Origin of the sequence: Streptomyces cellostaticus, from assembly GCF_001513965.1 — a bacterium.
Taxonomy (GTDB): Bacteria; Actinomycetota; Actinomycetes; order Streptomycetales; family Streptomycetaceae; genus Streptomyces; species Streptomyces cellostaticus.
In genome coordinates, this window is record NZ_KQ948045.1 from 25,548 (window position 1) to 46,284 (window position 20,737).

A 20,737-nucleotide genomic window follows, 5' to 3' on the forward strand; every position below is an offset into this window, starting at 1 on the left:
CGTGCCGCCCGGCGGGGCGCGGGCAAGCGAGACCCGCCCCGCCCCGCCCCAACTCCGGTCGCCAGGCAAGAAAGGCCCACATGACCACCCTCCTCGTCATCGCCAAGGAGCCAAGGCCCGGGCGGGTCAAGACCCGGCTCACTCCGCCCTTCACGCCCGAGCAGGCCGCCGCCCTCGCCGAGGCCGCGCTGGCCGACACCCTGCGCGCGGTGGCCGAGACCCCGGCCACCCGCCGGGTGCTCGTGCTCGACGGCCGGCCAGGCCCCTGGCTGCCGCCCGGCTTCGACGTCGTACCGCAGTGCGCGGGCGGCCTGGACGCCCGGCTCGCCGACGCCTTCGCCCGCTGCTGCGGCCCGGCCCTGCTGATCGGCATGGACACCCCGCAGGTCACCCCGGACCTGCTCACCGTGGACTTCGCGGACTGCGACGCCTACTTCGGCCCGGCCGAGGACGGCGGCTTCTGGGCGCTGGGCCTGGCCCGGCCCGAGCCCGCGCTGCTGCGGGGCGTGCCCATGTCTACGCCGGTGACCGGGGCCGTGCAGCGGGAGCGGCTGGTCGCCGCCGGGCTGCGGGTGCGGGACCTGCCCCGGCTGCGGGACGTGGACACCGTCGCCGACGCCCGCGCCGTAGCCGCCCTCGCCCCGCACGGCGCCTTCGCCGCACGGCTGGCCGACTGTACGGCCGCCCGATGAGCGCCCCGGCCGCCTGGGCCGTCTCCGATCCGTACGCGGACGCGCTCCGCACCGGCCGCGGCCCGCTGTTCCTGCGCCGCACCGACGGCTGGCTGCTGCCGCTGGAGGTGGAGCGCTGGTGCGCCGACGCGGACGCCGCGGACAGGGCGGTGCTGGACCGCTGCGAGGGCGCGGTCCTGGACGTCGGATGCGGTCCGGGCCGGCTGGTGGCGGAACTCGCCGCCCGGGGCCGTACCGCCCTCGGTGTCGACGTCAGCGAGGCCGCCGTCACCCGCACCCTCACCGTCGGCGGTCAGGCGCTGCGCCGCTCGGTCTTCGATCCGCTGCCCGGTGAGGGCCGCTGGGGCACCGTCCTGCTCATGGACGGCAATATCGGCATCGGCGGCGACCCCGGCACCCTGCTCCACCGGATGCATCAACTCCTTCGCCCCGGTGGGCTGTTGATTGCCGAGACCGAACGTCCGGATGTGGACGAGCGCACCGAAGTGCAGGTCGTCACCCCCGGACGAGAGGCCGTCGGCGACCCGTTCCCGTGGGCCCGGATCGGCACCCCCGCCCTGCTCCGGCTCGCGGACCGGGCCGGATGGCTGACGGCCGCTCAGTGGACGGCCGGCGAGCGCCGTTTCGCCGCCCTGCGCCCCCGCACCGCCAGCAGCAGCGCCGAGCCGCCGAAGAGCACGGCGGTGATCAGCAGCCAGCGGGCGAGGAAGACGTCCGCGGACTGACCGGTGGCCAAGCGGTAGCGCCGGTCCGCCAGATCGAAGACCAGCGGGAACCACACGAGCAGCAGCAGCCCCGACAGCACGGCCGGCACCCGCACATACGGCACCCACGCGCGCCGGTGGGCCGCGTCGAGCCCGCCCACGACCGCCCGGTCCGCCGCCGCGTACAGCGGCAGCAGGACGAGGTCGTGCAGCAGGGCGGCCCCCACGATCCACAGCGCCACCCCGAGCCAGTCACCGGAGAGCAGCCGTACCCCGGCGTACCCGGCGAGCGCGAACGAACAGACGAACAGCAGCAGCTGGAACGGGCTGCCGACCGGAAGACGGGGCCGCATCACAGATCTCCGAAGGTCAGCCGGGCCACCCACTTGGTGTTGAGCACACCGGGCGCTGCGGGCACGATGATCCGCGCCGGGTAGCCGTGGTCGGGGGACAGGGGCTCGCCGTTGACGTACAGGGCGAGCAGGGAGCGCGGGTCGGCCACCTGGTTGGACCGCAGGGCCGCGCGGCGGAAGGCGCCGTGCCGCTGGAGGGACTCCACGAACACGTCCGGCGGGTCGCCGTCGTACCCGACGAGCGCCGCGAGGTCGCGCAGCCGCACCCCGCGCCACCACTGGTCGGCGGTCGACCAGCCCTCCACGCAGGCGATCGGCAACGACGAGCTGTACAGGGGGAGTCGGAGCAGCTGGGCGCGGCTGAGGCGCACGGTCCCGGTGCGCCCGGTGACGACGAGGCGCCACGCCTCCTCCCCCGTCTCCGCAGCGGCGATCCCGGCGTACGCGGCCGTCTTGTTGATCTGGAAGCCGTTCGGGCCGCCGCCGGGATCCTTCCCGCCGTGCGGTGCGAGCAGGGCCGTACGCCGGAAGGGTCCGCCCAGGCTCTGCCCGACCGTGGTCAGGAACAGCAGCAGCGAGCCGCCGCCGACCAGCCACAGCGCGCCGCGCCGGGAGACCGTGGGCGGGCCGGGGTCCGGCGCGACCAGGTCGTCGCCCTCCTCGCGCAGCCGCCGCCGTACGGTCCGCACCGCCGCCGGTGTCTTCAGCACGGCATGGGCCACGAACGCGGCGAAGAACACCCAGGCGCCGTAGAAGTGCAGCGGGTAGAAGGAGCCCGGGAAGACGTAGTCCAGCTGGACGTTGAGCACCCCGGTCGTGAACTCGAACAGCCCGCCGCCGACCAGCAGGAGCAGCGAGATCCGCTCCAGCGCGTGCGCGAGGGAGCGGGCCGGCGGCAGCGTGAACAGCCTCGGCACCACCGACCACAGCTTGGCCAGCAGCACCGGGATCAGGGTGATGCCGAGGGTGACGTGGACGCCCTGGGTGAAGCGGTACAGCCACACCGGGCCGGTCGGCCACGCGAAGAGGTAGAAGCCGAGGATCCCCTTGTCCGGGGTCGTGTCGTTCACCCGGGACAAGTCCGGGTTGTAGGCCGCGTACGACACCAGGCCGGTCAGGAACAGCACGGTGATGCCGGCCAGCAGCACGAGGCCGAGCACCGAGGTGAACCAGGGGCCGCGCAGGGGGCTGCGCCAGAAACCGGGGGAGGTGGGAAGCCGGGGATGGTCGCGCATGCCCCGACCGTAAGCCGCGAAACGCCCCGGAAAGCGTGCGCAACCCATGACGAAACGCTGACGTCCGGCCCGTACGAAGGCCCCCGCAGGGCCGTGCGGCCTAGCGTGCCAGTGTGATCCGCTCCCGCCCCTGCGCCCCACGCTCCTCCCACGACACGCGCCGCGACCTGTACGCCGCCGCGGCCGCCACCCTGCTCGTGACGGCGGCCGTACTGATCGGCCGCCACATCCAGTTCACCCGCCACACCCTCTTCGTGCACTGGCCGCCCGTGTTCGCCGAGTGGGACCCGCACGTGGGTCCCGGCACCCCGGCCGCCGTCCTGCTCGCGGCGGCCACGGTGGCGTACGGGCCGCCGCTGGCCGCCCGCCTGCCCTGGCGCGCCCTGCTCCCCGCCTCCTGGGCGGCATCGACGGCCTGGATCCTCTCCCTCGCCCTGGTCGACGGCTGGCACCAGGGCATCGCGGTCCGCCTCACCACCCGCGAGGAGTACCTCCGGGTCATCGGCCGCTTCCACGACATCCCGGCCACTCTGCGCGACTTCACCCACCACATCGTCAGCGGCACGCCCAGCCCGTGGCCGGCCCATGTCGCCGGGCACCCGCCGGGCGCCACGCTCACCTTCGTCCTCCTCGACCGGATCGGGCTGCGGGGCGGCGGCTGGGCCGGGATGTGGTGCGTCATCCTCGGCGCGACGGCCTGCGTGGCGGTGCTGGTCGCCGTACGGGCCCTGACGGACGAGGCCCTGGCCCGCCGCGCGGCCCCGTTCCTGGTCCTGGCCCCGGCGGCGGTCTGGCTGGGCACGTCGGCCGACGCGTACTTCGCGGCGGTCGCCGCCTGGTCCCTGGCCCTGCTCGCCCTCGCGCTCACGCGCCGCTCGCTGCCCTGGGCGGCCGCCTCCGGACTGCTCCTCGGCCTGACGGGTTACCTGTCGTACGGCCTCACGCTCATCGCCCTGATCGGCGCGGCGGTGCTGCTCCTGGGCCGGGACGGGGTCCGTGCCCGCCCCGCGCTCCTCCTGGCCCTGCTCGCCGGACTCGCCGTCGTCCCCGTGGCGTTCACGCTCGCGGGGTTCAACTGGTGGACGGCGTACCACCTGCTGGTGACCCGCTACTACCAGGGCGTCGGCGGCACCCGCCCCTACGGCTACTGGGTGTGGGCCAACCTGGCCTGTACGGCCCTGATCACGGGCCCGGCGACGGCGGCGGGCCTGCACCGCACGGCCACCTCCCTCGCCCGCCGCCCCGACCCCGCCGGGGTCCGCCTGGCGGTCCTCGTCTCCGCCGCCCTCCTCGCTCTCCTGATCGCCGACCTGTCCGGGATGAGCAAGGCCGAGACCGAGCGAATCTGGCTGCCGTTCGCGATGTGGCTGCTCCCGGTGTGCGCGTACCTGCCCCGGCCACGGGCCTGGCTCAGCGCCCAGGCGGTCCTCGCCCTGCTGCTCAACCATCTGCTGCTGACCGGCTGGTGACATCCGAAATTACTTGCATTCTTGGAAAGTACTATCCATGATGACGGTGTACGGGCGCGGCACGACCGGCCGCCCCTCCCACACCGGAGGCACACACATGGACAGCACGGGGGCACCCATGGACGCACGGCGGGCGAAGGACGCGCTCACCGCCGCACAGGCAGCCCAGGCCGCGGCACGCGCGGCGACCGACCGACGGACCAGGCCGCGTGGTTACGCCGTCGGCCAGGCCCTGTGCTTCGCGGCCGGCTTCACCGCGATGGGCCTCGCCGACCGGAACCCGCAGTGGGGGGCGTGGCTGCTGACCGGCGGCCTGCTGAGCCTGGCCGCGTTCTTCGCCCTGGTCTGGATCGGCGCGCACCACGGCGGAGTGACGCGCTGGTTCGACCGCCGCGGCGGGGCCGGACGGCTCGCCTGGCGGACCTGGCTGCTCCCCTTGGCCCCCATCGCCGTGAGCATGCTGGCCGCGATCCCGTACGGCACGGCGGGCTGGCTGGTGGCCTTCGGCCTGGCAGGCGGTCTGGAGCATCTGCTGCGGACCACCGGGGCGGTCACGGCATGAGCGGCGCATCCCAGCCCCCCGCCCTGGACCGCGAACTCCACCACCCCACCCGCCTGGCGCTGGCCGCCTACCTCTCCGCCTGCGGCGAGGCGGAGTTCGCCGTCCTGCGGGACTACTGCCAGGTCTCCGACTCGACCATGAGCAAGACGCTCTCCGCCCTGGAGAAGACCGGCTACGTCACCATCCGCAAGGGCTACCTGGGCAAGCGCCCCCGCACCTGGGCCGCCCTGACCCTCACGGGCCGCCGGGCGGTGGCGGCCCACCTGGCGGCCCTGGAGGAGATCGCGTCGGCGGCCCGCACGGCGGGAGCGGAGGCCGGGGAGGGATAGCCGAGGGGGATCAGTACTCCTCCTCGTCGACCTCCTTCACCGGCCGGGTCCGGCCGGGCTCGGGCAGCTCGGCCATCTCGGCGCGCACGACCAGGACGTCGCCGATGAACAGGTCGTAGACCAGGATCCCGATGGTCCCGCCGATCAGCGGCCCGACGATCGGGATCCACCAATAGGCGCTGAACACGCCCGAGACGCTCCCCGGGAACGCCAGGCTCTGCCAGCCTGCCGAGTAGGTGAACAGCCGCGGCCCGAAGTCACGCGCCGGGTTGATGGCGTAGCCGGCGTTCGCGCCGTAGGACATGCCGATGGCGGCGACGGCGAAGCCCACGATCAGTGGCGCGAGGTTGGCCTTCACGGCCTGGTTGCGCAGATCCACGACGGCGGCGATCAGCATGAGCAGGAAGGCCGTACCGACGATCTGGTCGATCAGCGGGCCCCAGATGCCGCCGTGGAAGTACGCCGCCGGGAAGGTCGCGAAGATGGAGAACGTGGCGTTCGTGTGCCCGTTCACCTTCGGCCCCGGCACGGCGTGGTCGTAGGCGCTGATGGCGTCGTGGTAGACGAGGTAGACCAGCGCCGCCCCGACGAACGCCCCGGCCACCTGCGAGAACCAGAACGGCAGGACCTTGGCCCAGGCGAACCCGCGGCGCACGGCCATGGCGAGCGTCACCGCCGGATTCAGATGGGCACCGCTGACACCGCCTGCGACGTACACGCCGAAGACGACGGCGAACGCCCAGCCGAACGTGATCAGCAGCCAGTCGCCGGCCGCGAGGAAGATCGTCGTGGGAGTCGCCGCACGGCCCGAGCCGGGCAGTGCGGCGACCGCCATCGCGACCACGCCGCAGCCGAAGGAGATGAGGACGAAGGTCCCGAGGAACTCCGCCAGGCACTCGCCCAGCAGGCCGCCCCGGCTTCTGAGCCGGGAGGGCTTGATGAGCGCAGGTATTTCGACAGCCATTGAGGCCCCCTTGAAGAGAGCAAATGCGGCCAACATCACCATATTGGCCCACAAACGCTCTTCACGCAGGGCGACCCGATCTCCGGCGTGCCCGGTCAGCTGTCCAGGTCGTCGGCGTAGTGCCGGAACCCGTGCCGTTCCCGGTGCATGCCCCACAGCAGGTCCGCGAGCACGGCAGGATCCTTGCGCACGTGCCCGGGCGTGATGGCCCCCGGAATCACCAGCTGCGCGACATGGATCCCCTCGGGGGCGAGCCGGTCGTGCAGCAGATGCCCGTACGCACTCTCCGCGGCGAAGGCGATGGAGGTCCCGGCCCGCTCGGGATGGGGCACGGCGGCCGTCCCCCCGTTGACGAAGAAAATGGTCCCGCGCCCCAGCTTCCGCATCCCCGGCAACACCTGCTGCACCGCCGCGACCGGCCCGTACACCGAGAACTCGATCGGCCCGAACAGATCCCGGTGCCGGGTCTCCAGCACGGGCCGCATGAAGTCCCGGTGCGGAACCGGGCTGTACTGCAACACCTCGACGGTCCCGAGCGCGTCGGCGGCGGCGCCCAAGGCATCCACCAGCTCCTCCGGCCGGCGCACATCGGCGGGGAAACCGCGCGCGGTCACACGGTCGGCCGCAAGCTCGTCCACGAGCTCGTCCAGCCGCTGCCGGTCCCGGGCGACGAGGGCGACACCGAACCCCTCCCGCCCGAACCGCCGGGCAACGGCGGCCCCGAGTCCGGGCCCGGCACCGACGATGGCAATGGTGCTCATGGAGAAATCCTTGCCCCTACGGCAGCACACCACCACTCACACGGCACCCGCCGGCCCGGCCTCACCCCTGCCTGCCGCCCCCGACCGCCGCGAACCCGGCGCCCTGCGCCTGCCGGATCCGCTCCACCTGTACGGCGGTGACGGCCCGCACGGCGAACGCGCCGGCCACGGCGGCACCGACGACGGCGGCGTCGGACACGAGCAGCGGCCACACCTCGCTGTACGCCCGGGCGATGATCTCGTCGGTGGAGTCGCGGTAGACGATCCCCACCCCGCCGAGCATCCCGATCAGCCAGAGCCCCCACCACACGTTGACGGAGACGGGCAGCTTCCGCCCCGGCGCCGTGGTCCGGTACGCGTCGGCGACGATCCCCCGCGGAAACCACAGACTCGCCACGGGCACGATCCACCCGAGGAAGACCCAGATCCCGGCGTACTTCGGCACCTGCCCCGACAGCGCACGCGCGTTGTCCCGCACCCGCCACAGCCAGGCGAGAAAGAGCAGCGCACACAGAAAGGCGACGAGACCCCCGACGGACGTGACCAGGTGATACGAGTTCTCCAGCCCGTTGAGCGGCCGGTGCACCCCGTACCCCTGATCCGGCGGCCCCGAGTCAGGCTCCCCCGCCACGGCCAGCCTGATCTCCCACACACCCCGCACGACCCACGCCAGCCCCGCGAGCAGCAACGCCCCGGCGGTCAACCGCCCCGACAACCGGATGGGCTGCAGGGCGAGGGACTGAGCAGCAGGCTCGACCATCTGTTCGTTCACCGGCTCATCGTGGCGCACGCCGGTCCCCGGTTGCCAGGGACACGCCAGCAGGCCTCACGGCGTAAAGGATGTTGAACGTCTCCAGGAGAATAGGACCAGGCCCCGCCCCAGCCGCCGGCGAACCGGTAGTTGATCTGGTGGACTGAATCATCAGGTGTGACGCCGCGTCCGCAGGGACGGGCTCAGGCCATCCAGAAGAAGACCGCCGTCATGCGCTTCTCCTCCAGCTCCTGGCCGAAGTAGCCGGTCGCGCTGTGCACGAGGTTGGCGTTGTAGAGGAGGAGGCGGTTGTACTTGTGCGGGACGCGGACGTCCTCCTCGAAGGCGTTCGGGGCGACGAAACGGGTGCCGAGGGCCTCGACGAGGTTGTTGTGCGGGGCCTGGACGACGTTGCCGCCGAGCCGGCCGCCGGGCAGGGACTGCCGGTAGAAGCTGGTGCCGCAGTCCTTGGGGACGTCCGGGTTGAGGTACAGCACGGCCGCGTACCGGCACAGCGCGCGGGAGTCGGTGTGCGGGCGGGGCTCGCTCTCGCCCTCGCCGACCACCTGGACGCAGTTGTGGTTGAGGGTGCCGCCGCCGGGCGCCTGCTGCACCCACAGCTCCTTGGCCCCGGTCGCCTTCTTCACCAGCCGTTCGATACGGCCGAGTTCAGCGGGTTCCAGGCCGGGCATGGCACGCAGTCCGGGCCAGGTCTCCGAGGTGTACGGGTAGCCCTTCACCCAGTCGTCCTTGGCCAGACACCGCTCCCGTACGGCGTCGACGTCCGGCAGTACGTCGTCCAGGACCCAGTAGTCGCGGCCCTTGGTGGGCTTGCGGTAGGGCAGGACGGGGAGGGGGGCGGGAGCCGGGGTGCGGCCTGACCGCATTCCGGGGGGCGGCTGTGGGGGCATGCGGCGAATCTAGGCCTGCGTTTCCTCTTCCTTCTCCCGAGGGATGGTCAATCTTTCACCAACTGCGGTCACTGGAGATTCTTTTACTCGAACCCACCGACACAAAGCGCCTCCGCATCCGTACTGCTGTGTGTCCGAACCGCCTGCAGGCGGGATCCACGGCCGGGCAGGAGGCACGGTGCGCTTTTCGCGGAACGCGACGGGAACTCTCTTCGTGGGCGGTGCAATGGCCCTGACCCTCGGCGCGCTGGCCTACCCGAGCATGCTTGGTCTGAACACGGTCTCCAGCTCGCCGACCCGGGTCATCGCCCAGACCCAATGGGGTCCGCTCACCGAAGGCGACCGGGACTTCGTGGTCAGGGTGCGCGCGGCCGGCCTGTGGGAGTACCCGCTCGGTCAGATCGGACTGCAGAAGGGGACCACGAAGGGCGTCATCGAGGCCAGCAAGCACCTGGTCGACGGGCACGCCGCGCTGGACGCCAGCTGCCGCAAGATCGCGCCCATGCTGAACGTCACCCTGCCCAACGTGGCGAGCCCCCAGCAGGAGGGCTTCGTCACCCAGCTGAAGGGCGAGAGCGGCAAGCAGTTCGACACCGACTTCGCCAACATCCTGCGGATGACCCACGGCTCGATCTTCAACACGATCGCGAAGATCCGCTCCACCACCAAGAACTCGCTGGTGCGCGCGCTCGCCGACCAGGCCAACGACACCGTGCTCGACCACATCACCGTGATGGAGAAGACGGGTCTGGTCGACTTCGACCAGACCATCTTCCAGCAGACCACCCCGCCGAAGCTGCCCGACTCCGACCTGACCCCGCCGCCCCCGCCCGCGGGCCAGCCGCAGGTGGTGCTCACTCCGCCGCCGAACGCCACGTCCAGCCCGTTGAACATCGACGGTGTCACCGGCGGCGGGGGCGGGGGCGGGGGCGGGGGCGCCTCACCGGCACCCAGCCCGAGCTCGACGGTCGGCTAGGCGAGCCGGACGGTGGTGTGAGGCCCGCAGCCGCACGCCCCCGTCTCCGGCGCGTCGGATCTGCCCTAGGGGCGCTCCACCGTGTCCAGGTACAGCTTCACGTACCGGTCCACGTCCACGTCCAATCCCACATCCACCAGGGCCTGTTCACGTGTGCCCTCGTGGATCTCGGACTCGCCCGGGCGCGGTCGGCGGTCGACGACCGTCTGGCCGCGGGTCGGGCCGGGGGCGAGGGAGACCTCGACGGGCAGCAGGCGGGTGGTGAGGCCGGCCGGGTCCGCGACCGCGCACACCGCGCCCGCGTCGCCGAGGCCGCCGGCCGGGTCGTCGCCATCGGGTTCGGGCGCGGACGGACGGTGGGCCAGCAGCTCGCCGGCCAGCCGGGTGCCCGGTTCCGCGCTCGCCCGCAGCCGCCGTACGTCCGCGCCCGGGACGACGACCCGGGTGAACACGTCGAGCCCGTACATGGTGATCGGCACCCCGGCGGTGAGCAGGACCGCGGCCGCCTCCGGGTCGTGCCAGACGTTGAACTCGGCGACGGGCGTGGCGTTTCCGGTGGCGACCGCACCGCCCATGAACACGATCCGCTCGATGTTCCCGGTCACCTCCGGGTGGGTGCGCAGAAGCAGCGCGATGTTGGTGAGCGGTGCGGTCGGGATCAGGGTGACCGGACGCGGGGAGGCCAGGATCTCGCGGTGGAGGAGGGTCACGGCGTCCACGGGGGCGGGCGCCCGGGACGGCGCGGGCAGGCCCAGGTCGCCCATGCCGTCGGCGCCGTGCACATGCTGGGCCGAACGGGCCGGCTCGATCAGCGGGCGGGCGGCGCCCCGGGCCACCGGGATGTCGGGGGCGCCCGCCTGCTCCAGCACGGTCAGGGTGTTGCGGACCACCCCGTCGACGTCCGTGTTCCCGGCCACACAGGTCACCGCCCTGAGGTCCAGGCCCGGGTGGCGTACGGCGAACAGCAGGGCCAGGGCGTCGTCGACGCCGGTGTCGCAGTCGATGATCACAGGAATGGGCTGACCGGTCACAGCGGACTCCTTTTCGTCGTACCGACCCTAGATCAGTCCCACAGCTCGGTGCCTCGTGCCGCCACCCGATCGGTGATGCGTCGCAGCAGCTCGGGCACCGGGAGGGCGCCGGGGCGGCGCCCGTCCCTCAGGCGTACGGCCGCGAGGCCCGCCTCGGCCTCCCGGTCGCCGATCACCGCCTGGTACGGGACCAGGCGGGCGGCGCGGATGCGGGCGCCGAGGGTGCCCTGTTCGGGGGTGGCGAGTTCGGCGCGCAGACCCAGCGCGGTCGCCTCCCGGACCACCGCCGCCGCCCGCTCCACCTGCTCCTCGGCGACCGGCAGCACGGTCAGCTGTACGGGTGCGAGCCAGGCCGGGAAGGCCCCGCCGTGGGACTCGATGAGGTGGGCCACGGCCCGCTCCACGCTGCCGATGATGCTGCGGTGCACCATCACCGGCCGGTACTTCGCGCCGTCGGCGCCGATGTAGTGCAGGTCGAAGCGGGCGGGCTGGTGGAAATCGATCTGCACGGTGGACAGGGTCGACTCGCGGCCGGCCGGGTCCGCGATCTGCACGTCGATCTTGGGGCCGTAGAAGGCGGCCTCGCCCGCCGCCTCCTCGTACTCCACCCCGCTCTCGGCGAGGACCTCCTTCAGCAGCGCGGTGGCCCGGTGCCACAGCTCGGGGTCGGCGACGTACTTGCCGCCCTCGCCGGGCAGGGAGAGGCGGTGGCGTACGGCCTCGATGCCGAGGTCGGCGTAGGCGCGGGCGATCAGCTCCAGGGCGGCACGGGCCTCGTCGACGGCCTGGTCGAGGGTGCAGAAGATATGGGCGTCGTTGAGCTGGATGGCGCGGACGCGGGTCAGGCCGCCGAGGACGCCGGACCGTTCGGCGCGGTACATGGTGCCCAACTCGGCGATGCGCAGCGGCAGTTCGCGGTAGCTGTGGGAGCGGGAGCGGTAGATCAGGGCGTGGTGGGGGCAGAGGCTGGGGCGCAGCACGACCTCCTCCGCGCCCAGGTTCATCGGCGGGTACATGTCCTCGCTGTAGTGGTCCCAGTGCCCGGAGGTCTCGTACAGCTCACGTTTGCCGAGCGCGGGCGAGTACACGTGCCGGTATCCGGCGGCGCGTTCCGCCTCCCGGATGTACTCCTCCAGGGTGTGGCGTACGACGGCCCCGTCGGGGAGCCAGTAGGGCAGGCCCGCGCCCATCAGCGGGTCGGTGTCGAACAGGGCGAGTTCGCGTCCGATGCGGCGGTGGTCGGGCAGCCGGTCGTCGCTCATGCCGTCGTTCATGCCGTCGTTCACGGGGGTCTCCTCGGGTGAGGGAGGCGAACACCCCGGGACACGCCGAAGCCCCGGGGCGTTCGCCCCGGGGCTTCGGACTGAGTCAGGTGTCAGCGCGCCGGGACGGTGTCCGGCGTCGTCGTGCTCTGCGGGAACTGCTGGGCGCGCTGCATGGGGGGACCGTAGCAGCGCGGCCGTTGCGGAGGCCACGTGTTTTCCGCGGCCCCTCACCCGGACGGCCCGGAGCGCTGGTGGGCGGGACCGGGCGATGGTGCCGTGAGAGGAGGCACCCCCACGCCCCGCCCAGGAGGCACCCCGATGACCGCTGCGATACGCCCCCGCGTCCGCCCGCTCGCCGCTCTCGCCGTCGGCCTCCTCACCCTCACCGGCTGCGCGACCCTCGGACTGGAGCACCCGCCGACCGCACAGCAGCCCCTCCCGACGATCGACTCGCCCTCACCCAAGCCGAAGAAGTCCGCCCGCGGCGACGGATCCACGCTCACCGACGACCAGGCCCGGGCCGCGCTGCTCACGGAGGCCGACCTCGGCGCCCCCTGGACCGCGACGCGCGGGGCGGCGACCTGGCGGGACGGCCTGCTGAAGGCCACCACCTCGGCCGGGGAGTGCCAGCGCCTGCTCGACGCCCTCTACACCGACGAACTCCTCGGCGCCCCCGCCCGGGTCGCCGTCGGCCTCGACGACGCCGACACCGACGCCCAGCTCCGCTACCAGATCGCAGCGCGCCGCCCGGCGGACGTCGACGCCGCGCTGGCCTGGCTGCGGACGATGCCGGTCCGGTGCGCCCGGTTCACGGCCGCCACGGAAGAGGGTGACCTGGTCGAGGACGTCCAGGTCACCGAGGCCCCGCTGCCGGAGGTCGGGGATGTGCGCCAGGGCCTGCGCGTCACCCTCGCCACCACGACGTCCGACGGGGAGGAGGCCGTGCTGACGATGGACGTGGCCGCCGTCCGCCTCGGCGAGGACGCCTTCGCGCTCACCAACGGCGGGCTGGGCGACGTACCGAACGACGCGACCCAGGCGGCCGTCCAGATCGGCGCGCTGCACCTGGCGGATGTGCGCAGACAGGGCCGCGCCCAGGTCTAGGGCCCGTCCGGCGGATCAGGCCCTAGGACAGCGCCGACGGGGAGGCCCCCACCGTGGGCGTCCGCCCCGTCACCAGCACCACCGAGCCCTTGTCCAGCCGCGTGTACAGCCACTTCGCGTCGGCCTCGCGCAGGCCGATCCAGCCGCCGGTGGTGGGAGATCTGCCGGGGGCCTTCGGGTCGTAGGTGAGGGCGAGGATGAGTGTGGTCTTCTTCCTGTCCGCGGAGAGCAGTTCGATCACCCACGGAGCCTTCAGCTCCTCCGCACCGCCGGCGCCGCTGCCGCCGGTGCCGTTCCCTGTGCTCAGCGGCCGTATCCGGTACTTGCCGAAGACGGTGAACCGGCCGGTCGGCGTGGGCTGTTCCGGCACGCCGGAGGAGACGGGCAGGGCGCGCCCGTCGACGGTCATCGTCATCCGGGTGAGGTCGACGAGGGCGTCGGCGACGACCGGAGTCGCAGTGGAGGTGGGCGTGAGGGACGGGCTGGGGTGCAGGCCGGGGCCGGTGGCCGGGGTGGTGCGGCGGACGGAGCCGGAGTCGTGGCGCAGGCCGGCGGTCAGCGTGACGGCGAGGGCCGCCGCGGCGGCGATCCCGGCCACCACGACGGTCGTACGCAGGCGGCGGCCTCGTCGTACGGCGAGGCGGCGGATCTCGGCGCCGGGGACGGGCGGGGCCGACTGGTGTTCCGCGGCCAACGTGTGCAGCGCACCGGACAGTTCACCGGCGTACCCGGTGTCGTGGGGGTCGGCGTCGTAGCGGCGGTCATCGGACACGGTCGCCCTCCCTCTCCCCCTCGCCCGGGGCCAGCACCCGCGCCAGTGCCGCGCGGCCACGGGCCAGACGGGCCTTGACCGTTCCCACCGGGGCCCCGGTTTCCGAGGCTACTTGCTCCACGCTCAGGTCGCACAGATGGTGCAGGACGACGGCCATCCGCTGGGCCTCGGGCAGGGTGCGCAGCGCGGTGACGAGCGCGGCGTGCTCCAGGTCGGGCCCGGGCACGAACTCCGGCGGCGGGATGCGCCGCACGAGCTCCAGCCACCGCCGGGCGCGCCGCCACCGGCTCACGGCGAGTCGCATCGCGACGGTCCTGACCCACGCCTCGGGCGCCCCGTCCGCGAGGAAGTCGCGCCGCCGGTGCCAGGCCCGTACGAACGCCTCCTGCACGACGTCCTGCGCCTCGCCGTGATCCCCGGTGAAGGCGTAGAGCTGGCCGGTCAGCCGGGGGAACGCGGCGGCGTAGAACGCGTCGAACTCGTCCTCGGTCATGCCGCCCCTGCCATCGGTGCCCCAACTTCCCCGAACCGCCGTGCAACCCGGACCACTTCGCGGTGCGTACAGGTCCCGTACGCCGCACATCGAAACACATCCCAGGGGGAACCCGATGACGACCAGAGCCAACCACCACCGCCTTGCCGCCCGTGCCCTCCTGCACGGGCCGGCCGGCATAAAGGCGGGCAGCGCACCGACGTGAACCGCCGACATCGCACCCGACATCGCACCCGCCGTCGCACCGGGCGCCGCCCCGAATTCGGCAGCTACGCCGCCGCGGCCTGGCCGCGGCTGCTCCGCACGGCCCATCTGCTGACCGGCGACCCGGCCGAGGCCGACGCCCTGGCGCGCACCGCCCTGTCCGACGCGTACGCCCACTGGCGGCGCATCCCGGGCGACGACACCGACTTCTACGTACGACGGCTGCTGGTACGCCGCCACCTCGGCCGCCGGCTGCGCCGCACGGGGCCCGGCCCGAAGACCCCGCTCGCCCGCGCCCTCGCCACCCTGCCCGCCCGCCAGCGGGTGGTGCTGGTCCTGCGCCTGGGCGAGGAGCTGGGCCGGCTGGAGACCGCCGAGATGCTCGGCTGGTCGGTCGGCGCGGTGAAGTGGCACGAACGACGGGGGCTGAAGGCCCTGGGGGCAGCATGAAACACAGGCAACTGGAGCCGCTGGAAGGCGAGTTGAGCGAGGTCTTCACCTCCGCCCTCGACGGGACGCCCCGCACGCCCGTCCCGCTCGCCGCCATCGAGCGCGAGGGGCGTACGCGGCGGCGACGGCGCCGGATCACGGCGCTGCTGACCTGCTGTCTGCTGGTGCTGGGCCCGCTCGGCTACGTCGGCCGGCGGCTGGCCGACGGGTCCGGGTCCGGGCCCGTGACGCCCGGCAGGACCGTGGCTGCGGGGGCTGTGCGGGTGGTGGCGGCCGGTGAGCGCGTACGGCCGGCGTCCGGGACGGAGCTGTGGCTGACGAAGGACGGGGCGCACTGGTCGGAGCCGAGGGGCATGGGCGAGTTCCTGCCGGTCGCGGGGCTCTCCTCGGGCACCCCGGCCGTCACCCTCCGGCTGGAGGTGGTGGACGGGCGGCTGCTGCTGTCCGGCGTCCACCACGGCGGCGGACCGGCCGCCCGCGTCGAGGTGGACACGCCGTCGGGCCGCGTCCTCGGGACCGTGCTCACGCTGGCGGGCGACCCGGGCTGGGACGTCTGGTACGCGACCGCCCGGTTCGTCGTGACCAAGGACAAGCGGATGCTGCTGGACACCCGGGTCACGGTGTACGACGCGGACGGCAAGGTCCTGGCGCGGGGCGGGGTGGGCTCGTGAAGCGTCGGCTCGTGAAGCGTCTTGTCGTGCATCTGCGCCGCCGCCGGGGCCGCTGGGTCCGGCGTGTGCTGGTGGGGCTGCTGGTGCTCCTGCTCGCGCTCGTCGGCACGGTCTGGGTGGCGTACCTGCTCACGGCCGTTCCCGCCCCGCACCCGGAGACGGTGAGCCAGAGCACGGTCTTCTTGGACGCGGAGGGGGAGTACCTGGGCCGGCGCGGACCGGTGGACCGGCAGGACGTGGCGCTCGCGCAGGTGCCGCGGCACGTCCAGGACGCGGTGATCGCCGCCGAGAACCGTTCCTTCCGCTCGGACTCGGGCGTCTCACCCAGCGCGGTCGTCCGCGCGGCCCTGTCCACGCTGTCCGGCGGGGAGCGCCAGGGCGGTTCGACGATCACCCAGCAGTACGTGAAGAACGCCCTGCTGAGCCCCGAGCAGTCGCTGACCCGCAAGGCCCGCGAGGCGCTGATCTCCGTCAAGCTGGACCGCACCCGCTCCAAAAACTCGATCCTGGAGGGCTACCTCAACACCGTGTACTTCGGCCGGGGCGCGGCGGGCATCCAGTCGGCGGCACGGAACTACTTCGGCGTGGACGCCAAGGACCTCACGGTGTCGCAGGGCGCGGCGCTCGCGGCGATCATCAACCGGCCGACGTACTACGAACGGGCGGGCTCGGACCCGAAGGTCACCGCAACACTTCAGAAGCGCTGGCGCTGGGTCCTGGACGCGATGCGCTCCTCCGGCGGCATCACGGCCGCGCAACGCTCCTCGGCCGCCTTCCCGGCCTTCCGCTTCTACCCGCCCGGCACCACGGACGGCCAGCGCCAGTACCTGATCGACGCGGCCGCCGCGGAGGCCGCCCGGCGCCTCGGTATCTCGCAGGACCAGCTGGCGCGCGGCGGCTACACGGTCCGTACGACCTTCGACCTGAGCACGCAGTACGCGGTCTCGGAGCGCGTGCGCGAGCGCGGGCACGCGATGAGCCTGCCGAAGGACACCCGGCTGCACGCGGCCGTGATCGCCATGGTCCCCGGCGACGGCGCGGTCCGCGTCCTGTACGGCGGTATGGACTACGCCCACCAGCCCTTCAACGACGCCCTGTCCGGCGCGGTGGAGGCCGGTACGGCACTGCGGCCGTTCACCGGGATGCGGCTCGGCGCCCCGCTGGCCAGGCTGCCGGACGCCGCGGCACCGACGCCGATGGCCGTGGCCTCGGCGTACGCGACGGCGGCGGCCGACGGCACCTACGCGACGCCGTACACGGTGGAGCGGATCACCCGGGGCGGCCACACCGTCTACACGGCCCACCCGGACCGGCACCGGGTCATGGACACCGGCGCGGCCGCGACCGCGGCGGCGTACGCCGTCGCGAGCCCGCTGCCGACGTACACCGGCGGCGCGGGCACGGGCCCCGGCACCCGGACCCTGTGGCAGTCGGCATACACCCCCCGACTCGCCCTGACCACCGCCGTGTTCGCCGAGCATCCGGCCACGCGGGGCCATCCGGCCAGGCCCGCCCATCTCCCCGCTTCGGCCGGGGACCTGGCCACAGGGGTCCGGTCGGACGTCTTCGCGCCCAAGGCGGCGACCCCGAGGGCCGGATGAGTCTTCGGAAGGTCACAGCGGCGGCTGGGCCGGTGCCGGGCCCAGCGTCGTGGTGCCCGGGGCCGTGCGGTGACCGAGGCCCGTGCGGTAGGCGTCCAGGGCCGCCTCCACCCGGCCGGTGCGGCGCAGCAGGTCGCCCAGGAGGCGGCACAGATCGGCGAGGTCGCCGGCCGCGCCGGCCCGTTCCAGGAGGCTGAGGGCGCGGACGTAGTGCTCCTCGGCGGCCTCGGTGTCGCGGGCGTCCTCGGCGATGATGCCGAGCAGCCGGTGCGCGGCGGCCGCGTGGACGGCGCCGCGTTCGGAGGAGAAGTCGCCGAGGACCCCGCCCAGGAGGTCCGCGGCCTCCGCCGACTTGCCGCGCCGGTGCAGGACGTCGGCGAGTTCCACCGCGGCCTGGCTGCGGTAGAGCGCGGCCCGGGTCTCCGAGAACATGGTGTGGGCCTGCCGCAGCTCGGCCTCGGCGCGGTCCAGTTCGCCGTCCTGTGCGCAGACGTAGCCGCGCATCCAGTGGCAGTTGGCGAGTTCGGTGCGCAGCTGGAGCCGGCGGTAGAGCTCGGCCGCCTTGGCGAGGGAGGCGTCGGCCTCGGCGACCCTGCCCTCGGCGAGCAGGGTGCGGGCGACGGACCGGTGCATCCGGGCGATCAGCGCGGGGTCGCCGGCCTGCGGGGCGAGCGCGAGGGCGAACTCGGCGGCCTGGGCGGCGCGGGCGTGGGCGCCCATGTCCATGTAGGGGCCGATGATGCCGGCGTAGAGGAGCAGCAGTGCGTCCGGGTCGTGCAGTCCGCCGCGGTTGAGTTCGTCGAGGGCGGATTCCAGGAGGTAGACGGCGTAGCGGAGTTCGCCGGCGAGGTAGTGGGCGACGGCCCGGCCGCGGACGGCGGGCACCCGGGCGGGCAGGGACTCCCCGGCCAGTTCGGCCTCGGCCCGCTCGAAGTACTCGCGCGCCTGTCCCAACTCTCCTGTTTCCAGAGCGCATTCGCCCAGTCCGAGCAGGGCGGTGGCCTGTTCGGCGGCGAGTCGGTGTGTCCCGGCCTCCGCGAGCAGGGCGGCGTACTGTGCGGACGCCTCCTCGGCCCTGCCGTCGGCGAGGGCTCGCTGGGCCCCGGTGAGGCGCAGCCTGAGGTCGGTGGCGAGGTGGGCGGGCCGGCCCACGGCCAGCTCCTCGAAGGCGACGCCGAGCCGGCCGGCGATGTGCCGGAGCGCCTCGTCGGAGGCGCGGGCCCGGCCCGCCTCCAGGGTGGAGATGTAGGCGGGCGTGTAGGCGGGCTCGGCCAGCTGCCGCTGGGTCAGCCCGCGTTCGGTGCGCAGCTGCTGTACGCGCCGCCCGATGACCTCCGGATCGTCTCGCTCCCGCATCCGCTGCTCCCCCAACTCCCTTGGGACCCCTTGCCGTTAGGGTCCGGCAGCCCCTAGGTTAAATGGCGGATTAAGCATGCTTAACACGTCGCTGTTTTGTTGCGAGGTCGCCGTGCTCGGTCGTACATCCGCCCCTTACGGACGCCCGACGACAAGGTATGCCAGGGGGGTGGCCGCGGCGGTGGTGGCGGTGGCGGCCCTGATCACAGCGGCGAACGCGGGCCCGGCCCGGGCGGCGGAACCCCGGCCGACGGGTCAGACACAGCAGGCGGCGCCCGTACACCACGCGTAGGGCGGGGCGTTGCCTGCCGGGGCAGGCGCTGCTCAGAACTCGGCCGTGTCCAGCTCGAAGCCGAGGGGGGCGGGGATGGGCACGGTCAGGCCGAGCTTGTGCTTGGGCCCCTTCGCGTAGTCGTCACCGGAGGGCTCGGAGCAGACGGTGATCTCGCCCTGCTAACACGTTTCCGCGACTCTCGTATCGAACAAGCATTCCATTGCGGGACGTCCCAGGGATTCCACGGGACGTCCCAGAGCCGCGCAACCAGCGGAAACGTCCCATTGACGCCCTAGCGTCGTCGTCATCTCACCTCCGCCCCACAAGGCGCACTGACGCACCGAATCCCGTGAACTGGAGCAGGCATTTGAGTCTCACGACCAAGCTCGCCAAGACAGGCACAGCGCTCGTCCTCGCCGGCGCCGCCGTCCTCGGCACCACGTCCACCGCATCCGCCAACCCGAACGCGCCCTACCTCGGCTACGGGCACGTCACCTCCGGCGCAGGCGTGTGGTGCATCCAGCACGACATCAACTGGTACATCGCCCATGGCGGGTACCCCTCCGATCCCCCCTACGGCCAGATCGCCGAAGACGGCGTCTGGGGCCAGCAGACCGACGCCACCGTCCGCTGGTACCAGCGCCGCTACAACATGGACGACGACGGCGTCGTCGGCCCCGGGACCGGTCACTACCTGCTCAACTACACCGACGACTACTACAACGGCACCTACTACGGCGGCCACGGCTACTGCTGGAACTACATCCCCGGCGACTACTGAACAGGAAGACCCGGCACGTGAGAGTCAAACCCACCGCCGCCAAGGGCGCCGCCGTGCTGGCCCTGGTACTCGCCGCCGTCCTCGGCAGCACCTCCACCGCATCCGCCAACCCCAACGCGCCCTACCTCGGCTACGGGCACGTCACCTCCGGCGCGGGCGTGTGGTGCGTCCAGCACGACATCAACTACCTCGTCAACTCGCTCTACGCCCAGGGCACCATCACCACGCCGCCGCCCTACCGCACCCTCGACGAGGACAGCGCCTGGGGGCCGAGGACCGATGCGAACGTCCGCTGGTTCCAGAAGATGGTCGGCGTCGACCAGGACGGCGTCGTCGGCCCCGCCACCGGCTCCCGCCTGCTCACGTACGGCGACCAGTACTACAACGGCTCGTCGATGTCCGGGCACGGCTACTGCTGGACCTACATCCCCGGCGACTACTACTAAACCCACCCGTCCACCGAACAGGAAGAACGGCTCATGAGCCTCAAGTCCAAGCTCGCCCAGGGCGCCATAGCCCTGGCCGTCACCGGCACGGCGCTCCTCGGCACCAGCACCGCCGCCGAGGCCAAGCCCGGCGCCTCGTACATCGGCTACAACCACGTCACCTCCGGCACACCGGTGTGGTGCGTGCAGCGCAGCCTCAACTACATCATCGACGGGCACAACTGGCCCTCCATGTACGGCAACCCGCCCTACGGCAAGCTGGACGAGGACGGCGCCTGGGGCACCAAGACCTACCAGACCGTCAAGTGGTTCCAGGCGTGGGCGGTCGGGGGCACCCCGGACGGCGTCGTCGGTCCGCAGACCGGCCAGCAGATCCTCGACCGGGGCGACCCGTACTACAACGGGTCTTCCTGGAACGGCTGGGGCTACTGCTACGACTACGTCCCCAGCGTGGTCTGAGGCTGCCCCAGGCACATCGTCGTGGCCCCCGTCCCGCACCGGACAGGGGTCACAATCCAGCCATACACATGAGCGATAATCCTCCCGTTCTACGCAGAGTTTGCGATCCTTGCGCAACGGGGG

24 protein-coding genes are annotated in these 20,737 nt (G+C 72.9%); 14 read left to right on the forward strand and 10 right to left on the reverse strand.

What is annotated here, in order from left to right; genetic code table 11:
• Nucleotides 1-80 precede the first annotated feature (80 nt).
• The gene (locus tag AQI88_RS36285; RefSeq protein ID WP_067008108.1) at nt 81-692 is read left to right on the forward strand and encodes a TIGR04282 family arsenosugar biosynthesis glycosyltransferase; all 612 of its coding nucleotides are present in this window, start codon (nt 81-83) and stop codon (nt 690-692) included.
• The gene (locus AQI88_RS36290; protein ID WP_067008109.1) at nt 689-1,417 is read left to right on the forward strand and encodes a class I SAM-dependent methyltransferase; all 729 of its coding nucleotides are present in this window, start codon (nt 689-691) and stop codon (nt 1,415-1,417) included. Before AQI88_RS36285 ends, AQI88_RS36290 begins: the two co-directional genes overlap by 4 nt.
• 331 nt (nt 1,418-1,748) lie before the next feature.
• Here AQI88_RS36290 and AQI88_RS36295 read toward each other — a convergent pair whose 3' ends face one another.
• Nucleotides 1,749-2,984, reverse strand: a complete 1,236-nt coding sequence (locus tag AQI88_RS36295; RefSeq protein WP_244184486.1) for a molybdopterin-dependent oxidoreductase — start codon at nt 2,982-2,984, stop codon at nt 1,749-1,751.
• A 113-nt stretch (nt 2,985-3,097) separates the two neighbouring features.
• Here AQI88_RS36295 and AQI88_RS36300 point away from each other — a divergent pair, with 113 nt between their 5' ends.
• The 3 genes from AQI88_RS36300 (at nt 3,098) to AQI88_RS36310 (ending at nt 5,344) form a co-directional block, all read left to right on the forward strand.
• Entirely contained in the window at nt 3,098-4,453 is a 1,356-nt protein-coding gene (locus AQI88_RS36300) for a hypothetical protein (protein ID WP_244184487.1), read from the forward strand.
• Between the two features lie 97 nt (nt 4,454-4,550).
• Nucleotides 4,551-5,015, forward strand: a complete 465-nt coding sequence (locus tag AQI88_RS36305) for a hypothetical protein (RefSeq protein ID WP_159050481.1) — start codon at nt 4,551-4,553, stop codon at nt 5,013-5,015.
• Nucleotides 5,012-5,344, forward strand: a complete 333-nt coding sequence (locus AQI88_RS36310; RefSeq protein WP_067008116.1) for a winged helix-turn-helix domain-containing protein — start codon at nt 5,012-5,014, stop codon at nt 5,342-5,344. Before AQI88_RS36305 ends, AQI88_RS36310 begins: the two co-directional genes overlap by 4 nt.
• 10 nt (nt 5,345-5,354) lie before the next feature.
• On the opposite strand, the gene AQI88_RS36315 is transcribed toward AQI88_RS36310, so the two are convergent.
• From AQI88_RS36315 to AQI88_RS36330, 4 genes are all read right to left on the reverse strand, one after another.
• A complete protein-coding gene (locus AQI88_RS36315; protein WP_067008120.1) occupies nt 5,355-6,308 on the reverse strand; it encodes an MIP/aquaporin family protein in 954 nt (317 codons plus the stop codon).
• Between the two features lie 95 nt (nt 6,309-6,403).
• The gene (locus AQI88_RS36320; protein ID WP_067008123.1) at nt 6,404-7,069 is read right to left on the reverse strand and encodes an SDR family NAD(P)-dependent oxidoreductase; all 666 of its coding nucleotides are present in this window, start codon (nt 7,067-7,069) and stop codon (nt 6,404-6,406) included.
• 61 nt (nt 7,070-7,130) lie between these two features.
• Entirely contained in the window at nt 7,131-7,841 is a 711-nt protein-coding gene (locus AQI88_RS36325; protein ID WP_398698268.1) for a DUF4328 domain-containing protein, read from the reverse strand.
• Nucleotides 7,842-8,023: 182 nt separating this feature from the next.
• Complete coding sequence (locus tag AQI88_RS36330; protein WP_067008126.1) at nt 8,024-8,731, reverse strand: DUF6445 family protein; 708 nt, start codon at nt 8,729-8,731, stop codon at nt 8,024-8,026.
• Nucleotides 8,732-8,957: 226 nt separating this feature from the next.
• Here AQI88_RS36330 and AQI88_RS36335 point away from each other — a divergent pair, with 226 nt between their 5' ends.
• Nucleotides 8,958-9,707 carry a DUF4142 domain-containing protein gene (locus AQI88_RS36335; RefSeq protein ID WP_398698702.1) on the forward strand — a complete coding sequence of 250 codons (750 nt, stop codon included), beginning with the start codon at nt 8,958-8,960 and terminating at the stop codon, nt 9,705-9,707.
• 65 nt (nt 9,708-9,772) lie between these two features.
• Here AQI88_RS36335 and AQI88_RS36340 read toward each other — a convergent pair whose 3' ends face one another.
• Together AQI88_RS36340 and thrS are read right to left on the reverse strand one after the other, a co-directional pair.
• Nucleotides 9,773-10,738 (reverse strand): nucleoside hydrolase, encoded by a 966-nt coding sequence (locus tag AQI88_RS36340; protein WP_067008134.1) that lies wholly within the window; start codon nt 10,736-10,738, stop codon nt 9,773-9,775.
• 32 nt (nt 10,739-10,770) lie between these two features.
• Complete coding sequence (gene thrS / locus AQI88_RS36345; RefSeq protein ID WP_208615998.1) at nt 10,771-11,985, reverse strand: threonine--tRNA ligase; 1,215 nt, start codon at nt 11,983-11,985, stop codon at nt 10,771-10,773.
• Nucleotides 11,986-12,321: 336 nt separating this feature from the next.
• On the opposite strand from thrS, the gene AQI88_RS36350 reads away from it, so the two are divergent.
• A complete protein-coding gene (locus AQI88_RS36350) occupies nt 12,322-13,107 on the forward strand; it encodes a hypothetical protein (RefSeq protein WP_067008138.1) in 786 nt (261 codons plus the stop codon).
• Nucleotides 13,108-13,129: 22 nt separating this feature from the next.
• On the opposite strand, the gene AQI88_RS36355 is transcribed toward AQI88_RS36350, so the two are convergent.
• The gene (locus AQI88_RS36355) at nt 13,130-13,879 is read right to left on the reverse strand and encodes a L,D-transpeptidase (protein WP_067008139.1); all 750 of its coding nucleotides are present in this window, start codon (nt 13,877-13,879) and stop codon (nt 13,130-13,132) included.
• Nucleotides 13,869-14,372 (reverse strand): SigE family RNA polymerase sigma factor, encoded by a 504-nt coding sequence (locus tag AQI88_RS36360; RefSeq protein WP_067008141.1) that lies wholly within the window; start codon nt 14,370-14,372, stop codon nt 13,869-13,871. Before AQI88_RS36360 ends, AQI88_RS36355 begins: the two co-directional genes overlap by 11 nt.
• A 201-nt stretch (nt 14,373-14,573) precedes the next feature.
• Here AQI88_RS36360 and AQI88_RS36365 point away from each other — a divergent pair, with 201 nt between their 5' ends.
• The 3 genes from AQI88_RS36365 to AQI88_RS36375 are packed head-to-tail and all read left to right on the forward strand — an operon-like array spanning nt 14,574 to nt 17,298.
• Nucleotides 14,574-15,026, forward strand: a complete 453-nt coding sequence (locus tag AQI88_RS36365) for a sigma factor-like helix-turn-helix DNA-binding protein (protein WP_067008144.1) — start codon at nt 14,574-14,576, stop codon at nt 15,024-15,026.
• A complete protein-coding gene (locus AQI88_RS36370) occupies nt 15,023-15,697 on the forward strand; it encodes a hypothetical protein (protein ID WP_067008147.1) in 675 nt (224 codons plus the stop codon). The genes AQI88_RS36365 and AQI88_RS36370 overlap by 4 nt, the downstream gene beginning before the upstream one ends.
• Before the next feature lie 11 nt (nt 15,698-15,708).
• Nucleotides 15,709-17,298: a transglycosylase domain-containing protein gene (locus AQI88_RS36375; protein WP_244184489.1), complete on the forward strand. Its 1,590-nt coding sequence runs from the start codon at nt 15,709-15,711 to the stop codon at nt 17,296-17,298.
• Between the two features lie 12 nt (nt 17,299-17,310).
• On the opposite strand, the gene AQI88_RS36380 is transcribed toward AQI88_RS36375, so the two are convergent.
• Nucleotides 17,311-18,654: a helix-turn-helix domain-containing protein gene (locus AQI88_RS36380; protein WP_067008153.1), complete on the reverse strand. Its 1,344-nt coding sequence runs from the start codon at nt 18,652-18,654 to the stop codon at nt 17,311-17,313.
• Nucleotides 18,655-18,766: 112 nt separating this feature from the next.
• Here AQI88_RS36380 and AQI88_RS48085 point away from each other — a divergent pair, with 112 nt between their 5' ends.
• The 4 genes from AQI88_RS48085 (at nt 18,767) to AQI88_RS36400 (ending at nt 20,614) form a co-directional block, all read left to right on the forward strand.
• On the forward strand, nt 18,767-18,946 hold the full coding sequence (locus AQI88_RS48085) for a hypothetical protein (protein ID WP_067008255.1): 180 nt from the start codon (nt 18,767-18,769) through the stop codon (nt 18,944-18,946).
• A 349-nt stretch (nt 18,947-19,295) separates the two neighbouring features.
• Nucleotides 19,296-19,709: a peptidoglycan-binding domain-containing protein gene (locus AQI88_RS36390; RefSeq protein WP_067008156.1), complete on the forward strand. Its 414-nt coding sequence runs from the start codon at nt 19,296-19,298 to the stop codon at nt 19,707-19,709.
• 17 nt (nt 19,710-19,726) lie between these two features.
• Nucleotides 19,727-20,155: a peptidoglycan-binding domain-containing protein gene (locus tag AQI88_RS36395; protein WP_067008159.1), complete on the forward strand. Its 429-nt coding sequence runs from the start codon at nt 19,727-19,729 to the stop codon at nt 20,153-20,155.
• 33 nt (nt 20,156-20,188) lie between these two features.
• On the forward strand, nt 20,189-20,614 hold the full coding sequence (locus AQI88_RS36400; RefSeq protein ID WP_067008162.1) for a peptidoglycan-binding domain-containing protein: 426 nt from the start codon (nt 20,189-20,191) through the stop codon (nt 20,612-20,614).
• The last annotated feature ends 123 nt before the right edge of the window (nt 20,615-20,737 follow it).